Origin of the sequence: Candidatus Brachybacter algidus (assembly GCF_016707225.1) — a bacterium.
Taxonomy (GTDB): Bacteria; Bacteroidota; Bacteroidia; order Chitinophagales; family Saprospiraceae; genus Parvibacillus; species Parvibacillus algidus.
In genome coordinates this window covers 1-23,024 of record NZ_JADJID010000005.1, presented here as the reverse complement: position 1 = coordinate 23,024, position 23,024 = coordinate 1, and the positions used below count along the sequence as shown (strand labels likewise).

General features: G+C 34.5%; 22 protein-coding genes and 4 pseudogenes. All 26 read right to left on the bottom strand.

Features of this window, described 5'->3' with window-relative positions:
• Positions 1–65: 65 nt before the first annotated feature.
• A pseudogene (locus tag IPI15_RS19910) lies at positions 66–955 on the bottom strand (GDP-L-fucose synthase family protein); the annotation flags it as partial.
• A gap of 266 nt (positions 956–1,221) precedes the next feature.
• Positions 1,222–1,572 (bottom strand): four helix bundle protein, encoded by a 351-nt coding sequence (locus IPI15_RS14605; protein ID WP_287405280.1) that lies wholly within the window; start codon positions 1,570–1,572, stop codon positions 1,222–1,224.
• A 95-nt stretch (positions 1,573–1,667) separates the two neighbouring features.
• Positions 1,668–2,782: pseudogene (gene gmd / locus IPI15_RS14600) on the bottom strand (GDP-mannose 4,6-dehydratase).
• A 54-nt stretch (positions 2,783–2,836) separates the two neighbouring features.
• Positions 2,837–3,676 (bottom strand): nucleotidyl transferase AbiEii/AbiGii toxin family protein, encoded by an 840-nt coding sequence (locus tag IPI15_RS14595; RefSeq protein WP_287420940.1) that lies wholly within the window; start codon positions 3,674–3,676, stop codon positions 2,837–2,839.
• Positions 3,666–4,277 (bottom strand): type IV toxin-antitoxin system AbiEi family antitoxin domain-containing protein, encoded by a 612-nt coding sequence (locus IPI15_RS14590; RefSeq protein WP_287405277.1) that lies wholly within the window; start codon positions 4,275–4,277, stop codon positions 3,666–3,668. Before IPI15_RS14590 ends, IPI15_RS14595 begins: the two co-directional genes overlap by 11 nt.
• A gap of 276 nt (positions 4,278–4,553) precedes the next feature.
• Entirely contained in the window at positions 4,554–5,651 is a 1,098-nt protein-coding gene (gene wecB / locus IPI15_RS14585) for a non-hydrolyzing UDP-N-acetylglucosamine 2-epimerase (RefSeq protein ID WP_287420938.1), read from the bottom strand.
• Positions 5,652–5,786: 135 nt separating this feature from the next.
• Positions 5,787–7,040 (bottom strand): glycosyltransferase family 4 protein, encoded by a 1,254-nt coding sequence (locus IPI15_RS14580; protein WP_287420936.1) that lies wholly within the window; start codon positions 7,038–7,040, stop codon positions 5,787–5,789.
• Positions 7,041–7,817: pseudogene (locus IPI15_RS14575) on the bottom strand (heparinase II/III family protein).
• 50 nt (positions 7,818–7,867) lie between these two features.
• Positions 7,868–8,539 carry a heparinase II/III family protein gene (locus IPI15_RS14570; protein WP_287420934.1) on the bottom strand — a complete coding sequence of 224 codons (672 nt, stop codon included), beginning with the start codon at positions 8,537–8,539 and terminating at the stop codon, positions 7,868–7,870.
• A gap of 427 nt (positions 8,540–8,966) precedes the next feature.
• Positions 8,967–10,964, bottom strand: a complete 1,998-nt coding sequence (locus IPI15_RS14565; protein WP_287420932.1) for a bi-domain-containing oxidoreductase — start codon at positions 10,962–10,964, stop codon at positions 8,967–8,969.
• 409 nt (positions 10,965–11,373) lie between these two features.
• The gene (locus tag IPI15_RS14560; protein ID WP_287420931.1) at positions 11,374–11,829 is read right to left on the bottom strand and encodes a transglutaminase-like domain-containing protein; all 456 of its coding nucleotides are present in this window, start codon (positions 11,827–11,829) and stop codon (positions 11,374–11,376) included.
• A gap of 302 nt (positions 11,830–12,131) precedes the next feature.
• The gene (locus IPI15_RS14555) at positions 12,132–12,809 is read right to left on the bottom strand and encodes an asparagine synthase-related protein (protein ID WP_287420930.1); all 678 of its coding nucleotides are present in this window, start codon (positions 12,807–12,809) and stop codon (positions 12,132–12,134) included.
• Positions 12,739–12,936, bottom strand: a complete 198-nt coding sequence (locus tag IPI15_RS19905; RefSeq protein WP_353845312.1) for a hypothetical protein — start codon at positions 12,934–12,936, stop codon at positions 12,739–12,741. The genes IPI15_RS14555 and IPI15_RS19905 overlap by 71 nt, the downstream gene beginning before the upstream one ends.
• Before the next feature lie 44 nt (positions 12,937–12,980).
• Positions 12,981–14,012 (bottom strand): asparagine synthase (glutamine-hydrolyzing), encoded by a 1,032-nt coding sequence (gene asnB / locus IPI15_RS14550; protein WP_287420928.1) that lies wholly within the window; start codon positions 14,010–14,012, stop codon positions 12,981–12,983.
• Between the two features lie 9 nt (positions 14,013–14,021).
• On the bottom strand, positions 14,022–14,432 hold the full coding sequence (locus tag IPI15_RS14545) for a glycosyltransferase (protein WP_287421284.1): 411 nt from the start codon (positions 14,430–14,432) through the stop codon (positions 14,022–14,024).
• A 737-nt stretch (positions 14,433–15,169) separates the two neighbouring features.
• Positions 15,170–15,439: a hypothetical protein gene (locus IPI15_RS14540; RefSeq protein ID WP_287420927.1), complete on the bottom strand. Its 270-nt coding sequence runs from the start codon at positions 15,437–15,439 to the stop codon at positions 15,170–15,172.
• Positions 15,440–15,846: 407 nt separating this feature from the next.
• Entirely contained in the window at positions 15,847–16,686 is an 840-nt protein-coding gene (locus tag IPI15_RS14535) for a hypothetical protein (RefSeq protein ID WP_287420925.1), read from the bottom strand.
• A gap of 608 nt (positions 16,687–17,294) precedes the next feature.
• Positions 17,295–17,441, bottom strand: a complete 147-nt coding sequence (locus IPI15_RS14530) for a hypothetical protein (protein WP_287420923.1) — start codon at positions 17,439–17,441, stop codon at positions 17,295–17,297.
• 150 nt (positions 17,442–17,591) lie between these two features.
• Positions 17,592–18,023, bottom strand: a complete 432-nt coding sequence (locus IPI15_RS14525; protein ID WP_287420921.1) for a glycosyltransferase — start codon at positions 18,021–18,023, stop codon at positions 17,592–17,594.
• A 96-nt stretch (positions 18,024–18,119) separates the two neighbouring features.
• The gene (locus IPI15_RS14520) at positions 18,120–18,659 is read right to left on the bottom strand and encodes a hypothetical protein (RefSeq protein ID WP_287420919.1); all 540 of its coding nucleotides are present in this window, start codon (positions 18,657–18,659) and stop codon (positions 18,120–18,122) included.
• Between the two features lie 23 nt (positions 18,660–18,682).
• Positions 18,683–19,525, bottom strand: coding sequence for a class I SAM-dependent methyltransferase (locus IPI15_RS14515; RefSeq protein ID WP_287420917.1), 843 nt, complete (start codon positions 19,523–19,525; stop codon positions 18,683–18,685).
• A 273-nt stretch (positions 19,526–19,798) separates the two neighbouring features.
• Positions 19,799–20,515, bottom strand: a complete 717-nt coding sequence (locus IPI15_RS14510) for a class I SAM-dependent methyltransferase (RefSeq protein ID WP_287420915.1) — start codon at positions 20,513–20,515, stop codon at positions 19,799–19,801.
• A 595-nt stretch (positions 20,516–21,110) separates the two neighbouring features.
• A complete protein-coding gene (locus IPI15_RS14505; RefSeq protein WP_287420914.1) occupies positions 21,111–21,347 on the bottom strand; it encodes a hypothetical protein in 237 nt (78 codons plus the stop codon).
• Between the two features lie 347 nt (positions 21,348–21,694).
• Entirely contained in the window at positions 21,695–22,048 is a 354-nt protein-coding gene (locus tag IPI15_RS14500; RefSeq protein WP_287420913.1) for a hypothetical protein, read from the bottom strand.
• Positions 22,049–22,245: 197 nt separating this feature from the next.
• On the bottom strand, positions 22,246–22,557 hold the full coding sequence (locus IPI15_RS14495; RefSeq protein ID WP_287421282.1) for a glycosyltransferase family 4 protein: 312 nt from the start codon (positions 22,555–22,557) through the stop codon (positions 22,246–22,248).
• Between the two features lie 50 nt (positions 22,558–22,607).
• A pseudogene (locus IPI15_RS14490) lies at positions 22,608–23,024 on the bottom strand (hypothetical protein); the annotation flags it as partial.

Genomic DNA, 23,024 nt, shown 5'->3' with positions numbered 1-23,024 from the left:
CCCCACTCCTCCGGTGTCGGCTCACTCCCGATATCCTTCCCCTTGATCGTCTCTATCACCTGACCCAAACCTGTCTTCAGATCAATACCTGCTTCCCATCCGAGTGACTTCATATAACTCACATCCATGAGCTTTCTCGGAGTACCATCGGGTTTCTCAGTATTGTATACAAAGCTGCCTTCATATCCGATGATGTCAGCGATCACTTCGGCGAGTTGTGTGATGCTTAGATCATGTCCTACACCTATGTTCACAAAAGGTTTTTCCTCATAGTTGTGCATCAGAAAAAAGCAGGCATCTGCCAAATCATCCACGTGCAGGAATTCTCTTAGTGGTGCGCCGGTGCCCCAGATCTCCACTGTCGGATGATTATTTTCTTTTGCATCTATTATCTTTCTGATCAACGCAGGTATCACATGGCTATTCTGAAGATTATAATTATCATTCGGACCGTATAGATTGGTTGGCATGGCAGAGATGAAATTACATCCGTATTGATCCCTGTAAGCTTCACAAAGTTTTATCCCTGCTATCTTAGCAATAGCGTATGGCTCATTTGTTTCTTCCAGAAGCCCGTCAATAGGTATTCCTCTTTTAGCGGTTGTGGCGCCAGTTTCGGATAAATACATGACGAACCCAGAAATAATAATTTGCGGACATCATTTTTGTAAGCAGCATGTATGACATTGGCTTCCATCATGAGATTGTCATAAAGGAAGTCTGCCCGATAGGTATTATTAGCAACTATTCCACCCACTTTTGCTGCAGCAAGAAATACAAATTCCGGTTTTTCCCTTTCGAAAAATGCATTTACAGCAGTCTGATCTCTAAGATCAAGATCTTTACTTGAGCTTCCGATTACATTCGTAAATCCTGTACTTTCAAGTTTTCTTCTGATCGCTGAACCTACCATTCCGGTGTGGCCTGCGATGTATATTTTGGAGGTTTTTATCATGTTGGTCTTTGGTCTTTAGACTTTAGTCTTTGGCTTGTTGTGGAAAAAATAATAGTTTTCGATTATATATAATATTCAGTAGTCTTTAGTTTCAGTCTTTGATTTCAGTCTTTGGTCTTTAGACTTTAGTCTTTGGCTTGTTGTGGAAAAAGTTAGGTTTTACTAAAGACCAAAGCGCAGCGACCCAAAGCCTAAAGCGCAGCGACCTTTTCAAAGCGAAGCGACCAAAAGCCTAAAGCGAAGCGACCTTTTCAAAGCGCAGCGACCTATTTAATACTGGTCCTTAAAGCATTTATTCTTCTTTGCAAAACATTTAATCTTTCGACGAGTGATTTAAATGTTTCTGAATCCAAATAGTTCAGGTTTTTTGAAATTTCCAATTGTGTCTCCATTTCAAATGATGAACCAATGGCAATTTCAAGAAATCTTGAATATTCTTTTTCGGAAGACCTACTGCATCCTTCGGCAATATTAGAAGGTATAGAAACAGAGCATCTATTAATCTGCGAAACCAATCCATACTGTTCCTGTTTTGGAAATTTCTTTGTTAAAGTATACACTAATGAAGCTAAATCTATTGCCTCCTTCCAAACTTCTAGGTTTCTAAAATTTCTCATAATCCAAAACTTTCTCTAAAAAACAAAAATAAGGTATTTACCCTGCCAAGCCAAAGACCAAAGCGCAGCGACCCAAAGACCAAAGCGCAGCGACCTTACTCCACCTGCCTCACCACCTCAAATCCATTCTCCCCAAGCAACTTCTCTTTCTTGAACAATTCCACATCAGCTGCTACCATTTCATTTATCAACATGTCCAGATCATACTTCGAGTCCAACCTAAATGGCTCATCGCTTTTGTAGGATCACCGATCAATAGATCGACTTCCGTAGGACGATAATATCTTGCATCTACTGCGACCACTTCTTTTCCAATAGGTAATTGATACTCAGGATTCGAACAACCAGTGACATATCCGACTTCATTTTCATCAGCACCTTTAAACTCTACTGAAACTCCCACTTCAGCGAATGATTTGCGAACAAATTCGCGCACTCGGGTCGTTACTCCTGTTGCAATCACGAAGTCTTCGGGTTTTTCTTGTTGCAGAATCAGATACATTGCCTCCACGTAATCTTTGGCATGTCCCCAGTCACGTTGCGCATCCAGGTTGCCTAGATATAATTTATCTTGCATGCCGAGGGCGATCTTTGCCACCGCACGGGTGATCTTTCTGGTAACAAATGTTTCTCCACGCAAAGGAGATTCATGATTGAACAGGATACCATTTGTTGCAAACATGCCGTATGCTTCGCGATAATTAACTGTGATCCAGTAAGCATACAATTTTGCAACTGCATACGGTGAACGAGGATAAAATGGCGTTGTCTCACTTTGTGGAACTGCCTGCACCAGACCATACAATTCCGAAGTCGAAGCCTGATAGATCTTTGTTTTTTTCGTCAGACCAAGCAAACGAACAGCTTCCAATATCCTAAGAGTCCCTATTCCATCTGCATTGGCAGTATATTCCGGCATCTCGAAACTCACATGTACGTGACTCATGGCCGCAAGATTATATATTTCATCCGGTTGAGTTTCCTGAATGATGCGCGTCAGATTACTTGAATCTGTCAGGTCACCATAATGCAAGGTTAGTTTGACATTTTTCTCATGCGGATCCTGATATAGATGATCTATCCTGTCGGTATTGATGAGCGATGATCTTCGCTTGATGCCATGGACGATATACCCTTTAGCGAGTAATAATTCAGCAAGATAAGCTCCGTCCTGACCGGTAATTCCTGTGATGAGGGCTGTTTTAGACATATATCTGATATGATTATTTGTAGTTTGGCCGTGAGCCGGCAATTATTTCAATCTTCATTGAGTGAATTTTAAATGGGAAACCAGGTCTTTGAAGTATTGCTTTGACCAGATTTTAAGACTGTCGGGAGATGAGATAAACCTTTCAATATCGGATTTGGCATCATCTAAATTAACTGCGTCAATTTTCTTAACAATCATTTCCTTTACAAGCTCAGGTGTTAATTGTATTTCATCAATATTTCCATTTTGAAATGCTCTTTCGTAAAAATGAGAAATGCTGACAGGAATCTGATTTCTCATATACCATTCAAAATCGTACCAATCGCGACCTTTAACTCTCGATTTCCAATTTCTAAAAAGTAAGGCATGTAGTTTACCTGCAAACAAAAATTCCTTTTTCAGTACATTTATATAAAATGAATAAGGTCTAAAAAGCAATTTAGATTCTGTCTCAAATTTCAAAGGGGGAATTGTATCGACTTCGATTTTAATTTTCAGCGCCTTTAGTAATCCTGTTCTATTTACAATGGAAAGATTTGCTAAGATAGTATCCGATTTTAAAAAAGCAGATTCTATTTGTCCATCTGACTTTTTAGAATAGTAATCCAATTCCACTTTCAAATCTAGCAATTGAAACTCTTCATTTATAAAAGGAATGTAATTTTCTAATGTGAAGTTGGCATCGATACTATTGAGTGTAAAATCCAAGTCTTCTGAAAAGCGATCCAGTCCGTAAAATATCCGCAAAGCTGTTCCACCATAAAAGCTTGCTTTTTCAAAAAACTTTCCTCGAGATAGTCCTGCCAGGGTTATTTCCTGGAAAATTTCTCTTCTGGCATTCATTTCATCCCTTGCAGAGTTAAATTCATACTGGGTCAACCATTCATTCAACACCTTCGATAAATTTTATTATTTGTCTCAAAGATTCTTTTTTCTTTCCGCGTTTAAGACACTCGTTCAGAGTTTCTAAATCGAAACGATAGAATTCCTCCCTTTCAATACGTAAATCATCAATTAAAAAGCTTTTTGCTTCCTTTAAAGATCGAATTTGAATATTAGAAGTAGTCCATATTATATCACATAACGCCTTAGATGGATTAGCTATCAGAAAAGATAAATCACCAATTCTGACTGGCTTTAAACCTATTGAAAAGACATTTGTCGTTACATTTCTATAATTAAAAATGCCAATAGGTGTCTTAATTGTAAGCTTTCGTTTCAGTGTAGCAGACTCTGTGATTCGAACTATTTCCGGAATTAGTTGCCAGTATTCCAAAGCAGAAAATAATGAAATATAGGAAGGGCCATAGATTAGATTGGCAGCATTAAATTTAAGATACAATTCTTGCTCTACACTCTCCTTCTTTGTATACCATCCTTTCCTCAATTTAATCAATAATCCTTTCGATACCTCATACGAGATCTTATCGTTAGGCCTTGAATAATCATTAAACTGAATCTTCAATACTTCATGAGGAAAAACACCTTTGAGCATGTTGAATGTTATTTTAAGATGCAATAAACGGATTATTTCCGATTATGCATACTTTATTTTACATTTTGTAACAAAACAAGGGGTGTTTTGGCGAATTCTTGTAACAGAACAAGGGGTGTTTGAAAGTTTGGGGTTTGATGCTTGGGGTTTGAAGTTTGTAATATGATCGTATTCATAACCTCTTTAGCCAGTTACACAGGACAGTTTCATCTTCGCGAACTGGTGCACTATTAACTGGCAACTGGTGCACTATATAGAGTCATAATATGCTGCCAACTATTCACCGCCCCACGTCAATAAAACCTCCACAATCCTCCCCGCCGTTTTCCCATCCCACATCTCAGGAATTGATCCTTTTTTCCATTCTCCTGCAAATAGTTTGTCCATCGCAGGCGGAATGGCATTAGGATTGGTACCCAATAATTCATTCGTGCCCATAGTAATTGTCTCAGGACGTTCGGTATTATCCCTCAAGGTCATGCATGGTATGCCCATCACGGTAGTTTCTTCTGTAATGCCGCCACTATCCGTAATGACAGCTTTTGAATTCTTAACTAAATAATTGAATTCCAAATAACCCATTGGCTCAACCATGTGCAAATTAGAATAAGCAATCCCTGTCTTTTCAATCATGGAAGCTGTCCTGGGATGTACCGGAAATATTAACGGTATTCCATTTGAATATTCAACAATTTTATGTATTAATTTATTTAATTGGTCACCGACATCCACATTTGCAGGACGATGCAGAGTCATCACAATATATTCACCTATTTTTAGATCCAATTTATCAAAGTAGTCAGGTTTTCTGAAATACGGCATCTGTTTTAACAGAGTATCTATCATGGTATTTCCGACAAAATGAATTTTCTCATCAGATACTCCTTCCTTTTTTAAATTTTGATTTGCCGATTCTGAAGTTGTAAAAAATAGATCTGAAATTGCGTCCGTCACCAATCTGTTGATCTCCTCCGGCATAGTAAGGTCTCCCGAACGAATACCTCCTTCGACATGTGCCACAGTGATATTGTTCATCTTTTTTGCAGTCACCGAACAAGCCATTGTCGAAGTTACATCTCCAACTACTAACACTAGGTCCGGTCGTTGATCAAAAATCGCCTTTTCATAGCCGATCATAATAGCCGCAGTTTGCTCTGCCTGACTGCCACCGCCGGCACCCAGATTCAAGTGTGGTTCAGGAATTCCAAGTTGTGTAAAAAAATCACCGCTCATCTTATTGTCGTAGTGCTGACCTGTGTGAACCAACCTATAATTTATATTTTCACCATTGGACTTTGCCGTTTCAATTGCTTCTATTATAGGTGCAATTTTCATGAAGTTAGGTCTGGCACCAGCTATTATATCAATGATCATGTTTTATTTATGCTGAGTTAACTAAAAGAACTCACTTTGATTAATCCAATAAAAGGTTTGGGGTTTGGAGGTTGGGGTTTGTTGTTTGCCAAGAATTAAAAGAATTATTTGTGGTAATAAATCAAAATGATAAAACTAATTCTCAATCTGTTTAGTGGCGTTGTTAAAGGTTGATTTAATGACTTCCAACATGCTGTCGGCCAATTTTTTTCTGTCAAAATCATTTGCCAATTTAGTGCAACCCTTTTTTAATTCGTTGTAAAATTCTACATCTGTCATCAATTTTTCTATTGAAGCAATTAAATCGGTTTCATTCTCTGGTTCAAAACAAATTCCTGCTTTATACCTTTCAATTATTCCTTTGGCTTCCCCTTCTACTCCAAGTAAAATAGGTTTTTGCATTGCTGCGTTTTCAAATATCTTTGAAGGAATGACGGTCTTAAATGTATCAGATTTTTTCAACGGCACCAGTGAAACATCCGTAATACTAATGTATTCATTGATCAAATCTTTGCTAACTGAATCTAAAAAAGTGCAATTTTTTACATTTAAATTTTTTGCCAACAATTTGATTTTCTCTTTTTCTGCTCCATTTCCTATGAATAAAAAATGAATCCTTTCATCCATTATTTTGGCTGCAGTTTCAATAATAAAATCCAATTTGTGTGCCATCCCATGTGTTCCGATGTAACCGATCACAAATTTATTTTCAAGATTTAATTGTTTAACTAAATCAGAATTTTTCGGTAAATATTCGAACTTATCGAGCATTACACCATTTTTTACAATGTGTATTTTGTCAGCATTAACTCCCCACTCCAACAGTTTCTCCTTGAAGGTATCCGTTACGACCACTATACTTGCGGCTCTTTTGTACAACCACCTTTCTATCCATTCCAGAAATACAAAAACCTTGCTATCAGACTTCATGGCACTCACTGCCTTAATGGATTCCGGCCAGAGATCTCTTACCTCCATGATCCAGGGCTTTCTTTTAAATATGGCAAGCAAGCAGCCACTCACTGCGGTAAAAAATTGTGGTGATGTGGCCACAATTATATCGCATCCCTGAAATAAGCCGACGAAAAAAGATGTCAAACTGTAACTTACATAATCCAAAATTCTCTTAACAAAACCCTCGTTGGCAGTGATATAACTCCAGACTCTAATGACTGTAACACCATCTTGCAGAGTTTTGCTGAATAATTTATTCTTATAGCCTTCGAAAACTTTTCCTTGAGGAAAATTAGGCGCACAGGTAATTATTGTAACATCTGCGCCATTCCTCACCCACTGTTGGATATGTTCATAAGTCCGCGATGCAGGCGCATTGACTTCAGGCGGATAATTATCCGAAAGAAATAGTATTTTAATTGGTCTTTCCTGCACCTAAATTTCTGAAATAATTGTTTTTAATTGTTTGTCAAAATCCAGTATTAATACTTTGGCAACGATGTGTTGACTCCAATATTCTGTAAAATTATAATCCTCCACTGATAGGTTTACTATTCCTTCAAATTCCAATTTAATTTTTTCAGAAATAGTAATCGAAGTAGCTGAAATATTGAGATTGCAATTAGGATGGAAATGAAAATATGCTTTTGATGAAGTTATATTATTCAAATTTCCCTGTAATTTATCCTCAATTGCAAAGGAGTTTTCAAATACCTCAAATTGTCTAATATGCGTTAAACCAATGTTTTTATATCCGTCATGAGATGCCGACAATATTGCACTCTCATCTGCATGCAATTTGCTTTTAGCCCTTCGCCCCACTCTGAATCCAGCTCAAACTTCAGAAGAATTTTGGTTATTCAAAACTACAGCATTATGACTTGTGGTCGACCTTTCGATCTGCCTTTTGTCTCCTATTTCATAAGTAGATGTTCCGGTATCTACCAAAATAGGTTTATTGTCATAATTCAAAACAAAATTAAAAGTATCGGCATGTGCATGTCCCGGAATGTAATCAGGGCCAATGTTTCCAACGTCAACAATACATTCCAATTTTCCGAAATTGTATCTTCTGTAACCTGAATCCTTCAGTGGAATTAATTCATAATTAATATTCAAATATTTAGCATAATCAAACAGTTGTTTACTATCCGGAGCAATACTTTTAGCGCTATCGTTCAATAATGGAGTTTCACCATTGGTAAAAGTCATGTTTCGCAACCAGGAAAGCATGACCTCTGCATTTCTCTGAAATAATACTTTCAGCTCAGTACCAAGTATTTCATTTTTGAAGCCAATTGATAACAGTCCAAGACCCTAAACAACATATGTTGATGATACATCGTGCTGAGTTCAAAGTGCGCTCCGTCGTCTAAAATTTGTTCTTTCAATTCTGCAGAAAGTATTGATTTTGCCTTATTGTAAAGTTTTTTATCATTGAGGTAATTTGCAGCAAAATAAAGTCCAAACCCGTTTTCTAACAAGTGATTTCCTAACAAATGATATTCCGGATGATGATACAATCGATAAGCATCCTCATGAATAAATTGATAGATTCTTTCCTCTTTGATTTGATGCTTTAGTAAAAACTTTATCCAGTTGATAAGTCTGAGCGATGTTGGAAAAGACTCTAGCCCATCAATTAATTTGTCCTTGGAATTTATGTAATTATCAATTAATAATTTACCATCTTGCTCACTGATTCCATCTTGCATCAGAAACTCAAAGTAATTGATGTTGTAGGTCCACAGCTTGCCATTTTTGCTGTAATTCCAATCAATTTCTGATTCAAATTTGACTTCCTTATAGAGGAAATTAAATGTATTATTTCCTTTCCATGTTTTATTTAATTGAATAAATGGTTCAAAATTTAATTTTTGATCTTCAACATAAACAAAACTCGGAATGGCGCTTTTCCATCCAATTTTCCTCAAAATCAAATAGTAAATTCTATAACTGATTTGTTTCAGCTTAAGATACCGGAGGGTATGGTAGTATAGAATTAGTTTAGTAAGGATTGGTTAATTTATTTTTGTGCAAAATCCCATGTTAGAATGTAAATAATCATTTGATTTTAAGTTAATTATACGCAAAATAAATTTTGCAGACACCAGAACGTAGGTTAACTTACGCTCAGCATTCCATAGCGAATGAAGTATAATAATTTAAAGCAAAAACTATGATCGTGAAAGTTCGGCGTAGGTTAACCTACGTCGGGGTGTCACCAAAGTTTACTTTGAAAGAAAAAAAAGATGTGTATAAACCCTAGCTTGCAGAGGCTTGCCCGAGTTAAAAGGCGGGGGTGCTGGCAGGCGGGATGAGTTTCTGCTAATTAAATACTTCGTAAATAACAATTAATAATTAACAACTAACAATTAAACTTCCATCCACATCCCCGTCTTCAGCGACTCTACCGCCAATATCGTAGCGCGCAGTATTGTATATTTCATCAAATGAAATCAGGGATTGTCCACCATTTTTCAACAATTCATTCCACTTTGTAAATTGTTCTTTATGCCCTTTGTCTTGTGTTTTCTTCATTTTACTTTTTGAGTAACCAAAGAATTCGGCGCTTCTGAAATTGTCGATCAGGATATTTTTTTGCTGACTGTAGATCTCTATTTTTTCCTTAGGATATGATTTACTGCCATTAGAGAAATAATTAATTACACCGGACGAACCGTTTTTATATTTCAATAAAATGGAGGCATTATCAGTATTTGATGTGGTATTTTTACCCATCGCATTCATGATCACTTTTTCTACCTGACTTCCCGCAAAAAAAGAAATAAGGTCGATATAATGACAAGCCTCACCGATGATCCTTCCCCCTCCGGATTCCATATCATGCACCCAACTATTGTCAGGAATAAATCCTGCATTCATTGTGGCAATTATCTGGATTGGAGTATTATTATGAAGAAGTTCTTTTGCAGCTATAGAAAATGGTGAAAATCTCCTGTTAAATCCAACAGTTACAATCTTCCCACTTTTTTCCACAGCTGATTTAATTGTTTCTATTTCCTCAAGTGTTAATGCCAAAGGTTTTTCGACAAATACATGTTTTCCTGCATTTAACGATTCTATGACCTGACTTGCATGCGCGCCATGTCTGGTCGTGATGACCACTGCATCTACATCAACATCTTCAAGTATATCCTGATATCTGCTGGTAGAAAAAGGTATTTTATATTTTTTAGCCAGTGTGGTTCCGGATAATCCTTTTGCACTGGCGATGTATTTAATATTGGCATTTAATTCCTTCAACAATGGAACGATCATCGCTCCTGCAAAATTTCCCGCTCCAATGATTCCTGACGTCCCTACAGACTTTACGAACAATTGTTCGCCTACATTGACTTTTGTACTTCCCAAAGGTGCATCAACATTGTATTTTAGGATGGATGCAATAGATTTGCTATTGCCCATGTCACCATAGATTTCCTGATAGTTTTCAAGATCAACTATTTCAGTGATCAGGGCATTTACATTGACTGATTTTTTAGAGATTGCCTGCAACACTGCTTCGAAATTTCTTTGCTCTGTCCACCTTACAAAACCAATAGGATAATCCATTCCTTTCTGCTCGTATTCCTCCTCGTATCTTCCAGGCCCATATGAACAAGAAACCTGAAAAGTCAATTCTTTTTCATAAAAATCAGCCCGCTGAATATCCAACCCTATCACCCCGACCAACACGATACGCCCTCTTTTACGACACATTTTTGCCGCTTGACTGATCACATCGTTTGACTTGGCAGATGCGGTGATTAATACAGCATCGGCACCAATATTATTGGTCATGGAAAGTATAATATTCGCAGGATCTGAATTTGGATCAATTTTTACTGCTTCTAAACCGAGTGTTTTTGCCAGTTCCACTTTTGATCCATCGAAGTCCAAACCGATCACTCTGCAGCCATTCGCCTGTAAAAGTTGAGCAGCAATCAATCCGATAAGGCCCAATCCGGTCACAACAACAGTCTCTCCAAAGGTGGGTTGTATCAATCTCAAACCTTGAAGCCCAATCGCACCGATCACTGTAAAAGCAGCTTCATCATAAGATACACCATCCGGGATTTTTGCCACTAGATTATTCGGAACACAAACTACTTCTGCATGATTGCCATTGGAAATAACGCGATCTCCAACCTTAATATCGTTGACTCCGGCACCTACGGAGATTACTTCCCCGGCATTGCAATAACCTAGTGGAAGTGGCTCTCCAAGTTTTCTGAATACGGCATCCATGGTTGGTTTTAATCCATCCGTTTTGATCTTTTGGATCACTTGCAATACTTTTTCAGGCTGCTGTCTCGCCTTGTTGATCCAACCTGCCTTACCGAATTCTACGAGCATACGTTCAGTGCCAAGGGAGACCAGTGTACGGTGAGTTCTTATGAGCACACAGCCACGACGTACTTCAGGTGTGGAACTACCTCAGTATAGTCTGACCGGAATTGAGATCTTGAACGATTTGTTTCATTTGCTTATATAAGAATAAGTAGTTAAAGGGATCTATCTTCCTTTTGAAAAGTATTTTTCAATAAGAAAATATTGACAATAAGAAATAGCAGACCAAATCCTAGAAAAGAGAATATATATCTATCATACTTATTCTCGAGAATGGGCTTACTTTCTGAATATAAAATACCAGGTTGTATGCCCGATGCTAATAAAATAGTCTGTACAACTGACTTAGGCAAGAATTTTAGAAATGAATTATATTTATCGACCACAAAAATATTATTTCCGCTTGTCATCCTAATCACATTAAAATTTTTGCAGTATAATATAATCTAAAGACTTCATCCATCGACAAATTATCTATATATTTCCCTTGTTTTGAAACTATAAAATGTGGGAATTCATTTTTACTAAATAAGTCCTGTATATCAAATAAACTCAGTAATGAGTCCTCATTATTTTTAGCCATTAACCAGAATTGTGGATCTACCCAAACCCATTTGTTAAACTGACGATCCCAATATTCATTAAAGGTGTGACCATCATTGTGAACTTCTCTAACTGTCAATCCAGCAAGAGTTCCCAATGCTATAAAAACCTGAGCATGGTCAGAGCAGCACCCATGTCCCTCATTTGTATTTAACCATTTAATATTTTCCTCTAGATTATTACTGTACAATCCACAATCATTAGCCTTATTGCTCCCATTTTTTGAAAATAACAATACAAGGTTCTGAACTAATGAACTATCATCCATTTTCAATTTGACGAGATCGGAAACACTTGTTTTGAAATACGTTCTTTGCCCAAACTGCTCTTTAATATCTTCGCTATACCACTTAAAAGCCCCGTCTTTGAATTCTTTTAAATCTACTTCAAAAATATTTTTTATCTACTTTCTTAAATGCATTTCTGACTTCTACCTTTACTCCCGCCGGTAAGGCTAGTAAAATAAGAATAATGCATAAATTAAAGAATGCGAAAAGCAAGCCATAGGAATATTTATTTGGTTTTGTCATTTTTACACAATAAAGAAAAATACAGACTTTTTATTAAAAATTATTTACAGAATTGATTAAGCCAAGATTGAATTGCCAAAAGAGCCCATATGGTGTATGAAGCATCAATTTGACCACTTTTATTTTTTTCAATTAATTTGTGAACCTTTTTGTAATCAAAGATTCCCCATTGACCAAGACTATCTTCAGAAAGTCGTTCTTCTATCATTTTGGAGAGATCCTTAGTGATCCATTTTCTCACCGGAGCCCCAAATCCAGTTTTCTTTCTATAAATTACTTCTTTCGGAAGATACTTTTCCATTGTCTTCTTCAAGATATATTTTGTTTCATTGCCTTTCATTTTGAATTGAGGTGGAATCGTCGTAGAAAAATTAACCAAATCCAAATCAAGGAAAGGGACTCTGACTTCCACTCCATGCGCCATGGACATCTTGTCGGTATAATTCAAATTATGATCTGCAAGGAAGTATTTCATCTCCAGGTATAACATCTTATTGAGATCACTTTTTTCCTGTGGAATATCCTGAAGTGTTCGCATGAGTAGTTGATGAGGAGCATCTTTGCGAATTGATTCTTTTAAGTCATCATTAAATAATTCAACAATTTCATGCTGACTTATCCATCCAAAATATTTTGCCATTCTTTCATCAGCTTCTAGATGCGCATCGGCAATTAATTTTAGACCTTCTAATAAAAGAATTCTGCGCAGGAAACACATTTAACAAACTATTTGCCATCTTCCACCCGATACCCGGAACTGATCGAAACAATCCTTCATAATTCAATGCCTGATGCCTTCGATAACCTGAGAAAAGATCATCGCCTGCCGTCCCCCCCAACAACACAACGTCTCCCTTTTCTCTAGCGCGCTCACAAATGGCAAGTACATTTAAGGTGCAGCATCTGCCTGTGGTTCATCCAGATGCCAGATCATTTTGTCAAAATCTTTAACGACATCTATCTCTGTCTTAAGGATATCCAGTTCGACATTCAGAATGTTTGGCGACAATTTTGCATATTTCAGATCATCTTCGAAACCGTCAAAACCGCCGCCTGTATCTATTGTGTAGGTATTAAGTTTTTTATCGGGGTGGAGTTTTTTTGCCAGAGCCACCATTGCTGAGGAGTCTAACCCACCGGAAAGGAAAAACCCGACCGGCACGTCAGACAGTAACTGTCTATCAACGGCCTTGGTCAGATGCACATCAAGTTGCTCTGCTATCTCCTCTTCAGAATCATTGGTGTACTTTCCATCGAAGGTAATATCATAATATTGCTCATAAGTATATGCGGCCGAATCTGAAGTCTTAAAGCTCAGAATATGTCCGGGCTTTAATTTCTTTACAAAAGAAAAAGGCGTCTGCTCACCCGGGCCATATAAAAAATAAAGATAGTGACTCAGTGCTTGTACATCTAGTTTTTTATCAATACCTAAGTTCGATAGAGACTTTAATTCAGAGGCAAAAAAAAGATTCTTATCCTTTTGATACCAATACGGGGGTTTAACTCCAAACTGGTCTCTAACTAATACAATTTCCTTTGTCTGATTATCAAAGATAGCAAGTGCAAAAATTCCATTAAGCTTAGGAAAGAGTGCTTTGCCAATTTTTATATAAGCATATAATATCGTCTCAGTATCTGAAGTACTTTCAAAATCAAAACCAGGAAGGATTTCATTCCTTAGATCGACATGATTATATATCTCACCATTATAAACCATGATGTATCTTCCATCTCGGGACACCATAGGTTGGTGACCTAATGAACTAAGATCCATAATAGACAACCTCCTATGACCTAATGCGACATTTTCAAAGCTATAAATTCCACTGTCATCCGGCCCCCGATGAGCAATAATTCTTACTGATGATTCAATAAGACTGGAAGCTTTGTCACTTATTATACCGACGATTCCGCACATGCCTAATAATTAATTAATGTTATTAGTTACTATTTGAATATATTTCTTAGCTCTTACAGTATAATCATTAAACATCATTAACTGTTTTATGCCATTTTTCACTACCCTAACTTTTAGGTCATTATCATAAGCAACTTGATATATTTTATGTGCTATTTCATCGACATTAAGTGGGTTAAAATATATTGCTGCATCTCCACATAGTTCAAAAGCAAAATTTAAATTAGAAGTCAAAGAGGGCTTTCTCATTCTCATAGCTTCCGGATACGTAGCAGAAAAACATTCTAACAGGGTAGGAAGAAAAACCGCATTGCATTTATCATACAAAGCAGGACACTGATTTATTGCAATCTTACCAATGCATAAGATATTATCTTTAATGTCCTTATCAGACTCATTTAAAAATTCAGACTCATTTATTGTTAAAATAAATCTAAATTGGAATTCTGGTATTCAATTTTTTAATTTGAACTACTTTTTTAATAATTAAGATTTTTGTGTGGATAGTTTTGCCGAGAGATAGTTAACAAAGTGAATCCCCTAAACTCAGGGCACATATATAGTCCTATCCCTGCTCAGGATTATCAAAAATTTGATTATAATAATTTGACACTGTATATATTTCCTTATTAACTAAGATTTTCAATCTCTTGCTTACATCTATATTTTCAGTTACAATGGAGGGATTATTATATTTAAAATCAAATAGATGGAATAGTTTCATAATTTTCAACTTATACTTAAAATAAGTTGTAATATTTTTGAAAAATGGAGAATCCGTATACACGTAATGAGGTATTGCATATCCAGCCAAATGAAATACTTTTGGTCTCCAATAGGTTGGCCCAAAGACTGAAAAGACTGCAGATATCTTTTCATCTCTTAAGACTTTGTCAAGAAAATAATTAACGCCAAATATTGCATTTATTATAGATGCCTTAACATTATAGTTTATATACTTAATATTATTAGGCAGGTTCGAATTGTCAAATTCAATTTCAAATTATCAGAGACAACAACTATAAAATAATATTCATTAAACTCAAAGTTTATCAATAAATGAATGGGCAACCTGAATCCCACCACCAATTTTTAAATTTGAGCAATTGATTAATATTCTACTTCTAAAGGCTGACCCTGCGTTCATAACTAATTTATCAAATTTTTAAATCATCATTTAGATATGCTAATATGCAAGGAACATAATTCCACTTGACAATTTGCTGAATATATTTATTAATATTTTTGCCTTGTTGATCCTGAATTATCAACATCCATTTTTCATTTTCTGGGATCAGATAATCCGCCAACTTATGTTGACTTTTACCATTCCATTCAGCATACATAAAACCTGCCAACGTATGTACAATGTCAAACGAGTATAATTCTGAAATATATTTTATTTTACCTTTTGTCCTTCTGTTCATTTCTTTTAACCAAATAATTTGATCCCAAGCTGGCATCTCGTTAAATGAATCTAATCCAAGACAATTAACTCCCATCGCTGAAGCTGCGTCAACTTCTCTAAATGCAGCTCTCCAATCTTTCTATGCTTTTAACATCAAAAGAATTTATTATTCCATCGTCCATGAATAACTAACTTGTCCGGCGTGCCCCCACCACATCCCCAATTCGTCCACTTGATTTGAAAGGCTTTAAAATTAATAATGGGATCATTCAAAATGCTATTTTTTGAAAGCTGTCCTTTTGAACTTTCCAATAGTGACTAAGTGCGATGCAAACTGATAAGGGTAATTCTTTTCAAAGTGCTTTTGATAAAGCCCTGACGGTGTCAGATCATTACCCTTTTAACCCTTTTTGAACAGATAATTTTTTACATAATCAACAATGGTTTAAATCCATAATTATCAGGCCTATAGGGGTGGGACACCATATTCTTTTCATTATCTCGATTCGTATATCCGAATGGGTTCTCTCTTGAAAACTTACTTTCATTCACTGCTACATATCCTATCACTGCTCTGTTGTCCTTTTTATATATCTGTTTATATTTTGAATCAAAATACTCCCTATATGGCTGAATAACCTGCTTCCAATCTTCGTCAATATTCTGTACTTTTCCTACACGTATATGAAGTCTATAAACTCGCCGCTGACCCGGTGCTAACTCACCAGATTCATAGTAATTCTGTCCATTTGTACCCTTATTTATTTGGATTATCATATTCCAGCCAATCTTGGCATTATCAAAAAAATTGCCAAAAAACATGTGATTAGCCGTATGTTTATATTCTTCAATTGGATATGTGAGCGTAACTCCTACTATATATTTATCGTCTCTTAGAACTGTTACAGGAGAATAACAAGTTGTAGATGGATAAACTCTACCCGGAGATGCAAATTGAATATTATTCTTAGAAAAAAATGTATCTTCATAAAACGTATAATTGGTATTACGATAGTATACTTTCTGATCTAAATTAAAATTACCTATAAAGAATTCCCCAATTGATGAAGTATCTATTCCATTATTTTTAAAATTAATTTCAATATCAAAACCATTCTTTACCGGAATAATAGTAGTTTTAGGTATTACGCTGGTACCGTGCCTTGATTTACCACCGACACTATAAATACTATCTGGAAGCCAAGTATCAAAGTTTTCTTTTCCTTCAAATAGCATGAAACCATTTTTTTGTTCTAAAATTTGCATTTTGCCATCTCTTATAGTACACGAAAATTCATTAGTTTTATTTTCACATAAAAACTAGTGTAAAGAAGTCAAGAGCATGAAATATATAAATCATCATAAAAATTCTAATTAATAACTATACAAATTACCATACCTCCTGTCAAATTATCTATAAAGTGGTTTTTAAGTTCATACCATTCTCGTATGCCTTTATAGTTAAAAGAGTAAGTTCCAATATAATATGGTTTGTCTTGATAATAGTTCTTATAAAATTGTTTAGTAAAATAATATGGATGAACCAGACCCCACCCGGTATGGAATCATTGGGGAATACCTCGTCTAAGGTTATTGTTGCTATTTAGGCTCAAATTTATGATCAACCCTCCAATTTTAGTAATATTTACAGCGGTAATTAGCATTTGCGATAAATTAGGAATGCGTTTAATTACACGCAGAATGTAGAATATATCATTACTCTCGAAAAGATCTTCAATTTCACTTTTAATGTCCAATCCAAGTTTCATGATACCAAAATCAGGTCTAGGGCGAGAAACTTCAAAACTTTTAACATCAACCCTTCATTTTTAACTGACAACTCCTATACCCCATGACGACCCACAGTCAACAATTTATAATCCTTTTACCTCAGGATAGACAATACCAATTATTTTCGTGAAGCGCTCAATATTCCAGTCACTTCCCACATTAAATTTATTCTGAATCAATTTACTAAGTTCATAATTATTTGGAATATTAGTGGTAATATTATCTAACATTTCTATATAATTTTTTGATAAAATTACGTATTGTCTTCCTGTCTATAATTATATAATTATGTGAACCAAATGCCGTTCAATAGGAGAGCTCTCTATAACGTTTAACAGAATTTATAAAGCGATTCAATTTTTGACTCATCTAATTCTCTTTTAATATGAATATGCCGTAGCGGCCCACATCTCTGGCGTCAAATAACCTCCCAAATCATGGGATCTTTGAGCCATCAAGCATAATTGTTCATTAGGAAGATTAAGTACTTTTTTTAAAACCATTTTTAAACTTACTTTGTCGTTTTTCTGAAAAGTGTAACCGTTATAACCATGTCTCACAAATACATCAGAGGCTCCACATGCATCAGAGCATATTATAGGAAATCCAGCAATAGCAAATTCATGAATGACTACACCCCATGGTTCATTCAAGCTGGGAAGTACAAAAACACCCGAATTAACAATTTCTTCTTGTAATAAATTGGGTTCCAAAAATTCTATATGAGAAATTAAATTTGGATAGATATTTACATATTTGTTTATTAGCTCTATTTGGGGCCCAGAACCAACTATTTTAAATTTCCATTCCAACCATAAATCATGAAATCCAATAAAAGTTTCTAAAATAAATCAAGTCCTTTTACTTGATTCAATCTTCCGACAAAAATAATTTCTTTAGGCATTATTTTATTCTCCAACATTAATTTCCTCCTTAGAAAAATGAATTGAATAAGTTGTAGTTTGCGGGACAAATCCATATTTTATACTTTTGTCTTTAAATCCCATACGTTTAGCAAATTCATATTGTCTAATTCCACTTACCCAAAGATTCGTAAAATACTTATGCAAGTAATTCCGACCAAAAATTGAAGCAAAATTTTGCCTCAAGGTACTTTTCCATTGATTATCTGCAAATGATACAACCCTACAGCCCATTCGTTTATAATGTTTCGCCACTCTGAGATAATCTGCATCCATCCATCCAGAAACAAAAATAAGAGTTGGGTTAAAATCCAAACACTTCTTAAAAAACACTTTGTAATACGAGAACTTAGACTTATTATAAAATGTTACATTTTTCTGTCTAAAATCCGGTTCATAGGGGGTCAGCTTTAATTTATCAAGTTGAAACATTAAAATTTCAACATTAAAATCTGAGGCAAGTTGATCTATACAAGCCTTGGTATATCCCATTACTTCAGAATATAATATTAGAATACGTTTCATTTAATTAGCTATTTAATAAATTATTATGCATTTTTTGATAGAGAATTATTGTCTTTTTGAGCAATTATTGAGAAAGTATTCTCCATTTTTAATAATGTGCCTAATCGTTGAAAAAAGGTGTTTTGTGTACTAAAATATTTTATTATTTTAACCCTAAATCCATTATCTTCGAAGAATTTCTTAATACAGTCTTGGTCAACGCCATCTCTTACCACATGATATTCTGCATTGTCATGATATGAATCTTCCTTAAATTCGCCTCTCTTTCTTCGGATGTATCGCGATAATCCATCATAAAGATCCCCTTTCATCAGTCTCCATGAATAATATGAAATATTACTGAATATCAAATTTACGTGCGACATAGATTTATAAAGTAATGGATCTTGAAAACAGAAAAACTGACCGCCATTATTTAGCTTTTCAGATACCTTTTTCAATATTTCAATATAATCAGGCAAATGATGAAGGAATGAATTAGCTACTATAATGTCAAACTTTTCATCTACTTTATTTAAAGTTTGGTTAATATCCTGACATCTAATCTCGAGTCTGTCACCATATTGTTTAGATTTCTCACTTAAAGACTTTAATTGAAACTCCGATAAATCAACAGCGACGACATGGGTTCCAAGCTCTAGAAACGGAAGGGTAACAGAACCTTCTCCCGCTCCCATGTCTAACACTATTGGGAATTTTGTGAATTTTAAAGAATTACTGTATACTTGAATTAATTCTTTAGCATACAATTCCCTTAAGAACTTATGTTTAATATGCGGCGCTCCATCTATATAATTGGCTGCATTTTCTTGGCTATAGGCAGCTATATTTGCCAAACTTGCTATTTTAGTTAACTGATTTTTCATCTTGTTATAAATTAATCCTTTTTGGACATTTTAAATTTAATAAATTAATTCTACCAAATTAAACCTTTCTTGATATATTCTACTAACATAAATTCCACATGATCAAAAAAATTAAGAAATATTTCCTTCCTATCTATAGTAACTTTTCAAATAAAGCCACTGTAGAATTAATATTTGATGCATTATTTAAAAAAGATTGTGCGCGCTTGATAAATACATTATTCATATAAAAATATATTTATTAAAATTAATTTCAAAATAATTGTTTTTCTATTAAATTTTAGTTGCATCCAAGCAAATTGAAAATTCAGGATAATTTATAACTTTAGTTAAGGTTTTATCGATTAATGGTGGCAAAACTCTCAATGGCAATATAATTCCAAAACTGACTATATTATTAAATTTATTAAAATTTCGCCATAAAAAGGTAATTTTTTGACTTAAAAATCCACTACAATAGTCTATTTTGTTTATTTTAAATCCCGAGTTAAGACATAATCTTTCAAAATCTAGAGGTTTATATCCTCTTCTTACATGCCAGCCTGTTTCAATGTTGTCAAAAGGGCCGTTATCCTCTTTTGTTATTGGTATATAATTGAAATTAGGAGTAGTAAGTAAAAGGCGTCCATTTGTTTTTAAGCAAGCGGCCATATCAGTCATAAGTTTTTGATCATTAAGGATATGCTCAATGTTCTCAGTACATAGTACTATATCAAATTTTCCAAATAGATCCTTTCTTTCATCAAGAAATCTAACATCCTGAATTTCAAAAATTGCCTTTTTCGCGTTGCATATTTTGGCTCTTTCTCTCGCAGTTCTCTGATTTCTTTCATCCCAACTTAAGCCCAAAGTATAATATCCCATCTTAGCCAAGCCAATTGTGAAGGCTCCTGTACCGCAACCTACATCAAGTATTTTTATTGATTTTTTTGTAGGCTTAATTTTTTTCTTAATCCAATTCCACCTATCTAGGCACAAGTGTATCACCATGTACCAATGTTGCAGGAAATCCGAAATACTCTACTAAAATATTATGATTCATATATGCTTATCCATTATTAATTTAAAATATATTTTAACTGAGCAAATACAATTCAAAGTTAAATTTAATTAATATTCTTAAAAGGGTTTCTCCACTTACTAATATTCAACACAACTTCCCTATCTCTTAGCTTAACTTTATAGAAGCTTGATTGATTGCTCCTTTTCATAGTAACGTAAACCTAATGAAATAACTATAATCATATAGTATCCAATCAACATGAATGCCAAATGATCAACTACACCAGGAAAGTATCCACGTGTTATCCATTGGAAAAAAGCACATGCAACTATAATATGTAAAATTCTATTTCGATCAGTTTCTACAGGAAACCTATTTTTGAATCTACTTAGAAAAAATCCAACAAAAAAAGATCCAATAAATAAAAAAGGAATTCCACCAGCAATTACAAAATAGGCTAAGTATCGGTGCTTCTCTCAGTATTAACAATCCCCTGCCCACTGAACATCATATGCATCATAAATAATTAATTGTGCAGGAAAAGGATAAAAACTATCCTTCATCTTGTCGTTTATTAAGGCTCTAGGGATAGCTCAATAATAGAAGATAAATGTAATTCCCAGTATGTTTGCCGAGGGGATTAGTTTCATAATATTTTATGATAGTAATATCATCCAACATTCCCCTTGTTTGTTCAAAAAATGTAGAATAATCAAACTCAATTGGGTTTGCTGATAATTTTTCCCAATCACCTTTAATAAAAACATGCCTGTTATAAGTTACAAACAACAATCCATAAGCAAAAAAAGTTTTCCCCATTAAGCTTAACTTTAATGTATTAATCCTTTGACTAGCAATAAATAAATAAGAAACAAACTTTATCTCTAATGCTACTAAAATAATTCTATATCTGAGCCATTAATAAAAAAAAAATAATACTTATTAAAACCACAGGATTAAATATCTATTTTTCAATTTATAATAAAAAACACAAATATTTAGTCGTAATAATGGTCCGCAAAATTTCTTAAATAGCTTGTAGCGCCTCCTTCTCCATATAAACATTTTCAGGAATCTCCGAATATAACTTGCGAGGAGTTTATCCTTCAATTAAATAATTTACAATAAGGAAAGTACATAAACCAAATGACAAAAGAATTCCTTTATTAGATATTTTTTTCTATTGACCTTATTGTCTTTTCTTTGCCCTGTTTCCCTTTAAATAAAATATAACCACAAATAAATAATAAATTAGCTATTCCATAATAAATTAAACTAATTCCATAGAAGTCTGAAATATCTACTCCAACTCCAAAATAATTTTCTTCATCTCCCGTTATCGTCTTCTCCCTTGGAAAGTAAAATAGAGGAAATTGGGTAAAAAAATAAATAACAAACATAACTAACGAAAGAGTATAAGGCAAGTTAAGTTTAACTCCCCCTACCTTTCTAATCAGTTTAAAACCTAATAGATAAACTAAGATATTTAAAACAATGGCCAAAAATAATTCTTGAGTCAAAGGCATACTTTATTTATTCTTCGCTTAATACCTCTGAAAGTCTTTTACTATAAGAATCTAGTGATGCATAGCTCGCTCTATTTATAACTTTAGAAGAATACTTACTAACCAAATAGGGTGAATTTAGTACAACATTTATTGCATCTATTACACATTGAGAACTACCAGCTTCAATTATAATTCCCTCTTCATCATCCCTAACCAGAACCAGTGTTTGGAGTTACAATCAAAGGTAAACCATATTGCATAGCTTCATAAGTTACTGTTGCCGATCCTTCACAAATGGAAGGAAGTAAAAATACATCTGCACATTTATAAAATTCAGAAACTTTATCTCGACTAACATGGCCAACAAGGTTAATATAAGCCTTTAATTCAGACACAATATCTTTAGATAATTGAGAATAATCTCCAACTATAGTAAACTCAACCTTACCAACAAAGTGTTTAGCAGCTTCCAAAATATAAGGACTTCCCTTTCTCAAACCAACAGCTCCAACTGTAAGAATTTTAAGTGGTCTATTACCTAAATATATCTTAGGGCTACATTTTTTTAAACTTAACGCAACTCCAGTGGCACCACTCTAGTCTTACTTTTGTAACTTGGATTTAAACTAATTACTGATTTTTCAACGAACTCTGAAGGACATATAATAATATCAGCAAGCGCTAATTCTTCTTTTTCCCTTTCAATAAACTCCAACATAGCCTGAGAATTACTTTCCCAATATTCCCATTCAGGAAAGTTTTTCCTCTCAATTTCAAGAAGTTCAACCTCAATTTTGTGTATAGCAATGCATTGCTCAAGAATCAGTTTTTTCTTTCCTCCATAATATTCCATTAATTCAAGTCCTGATGAATTAAACAAATATAGACTATCAAATTTATTAGAATCTAATTTTAATCTTCTTAAGGCAATTCTGTTTATGCTTTTTGCTGCCCACAAAAAATTATTATATTTATTCATTCCTTTAAC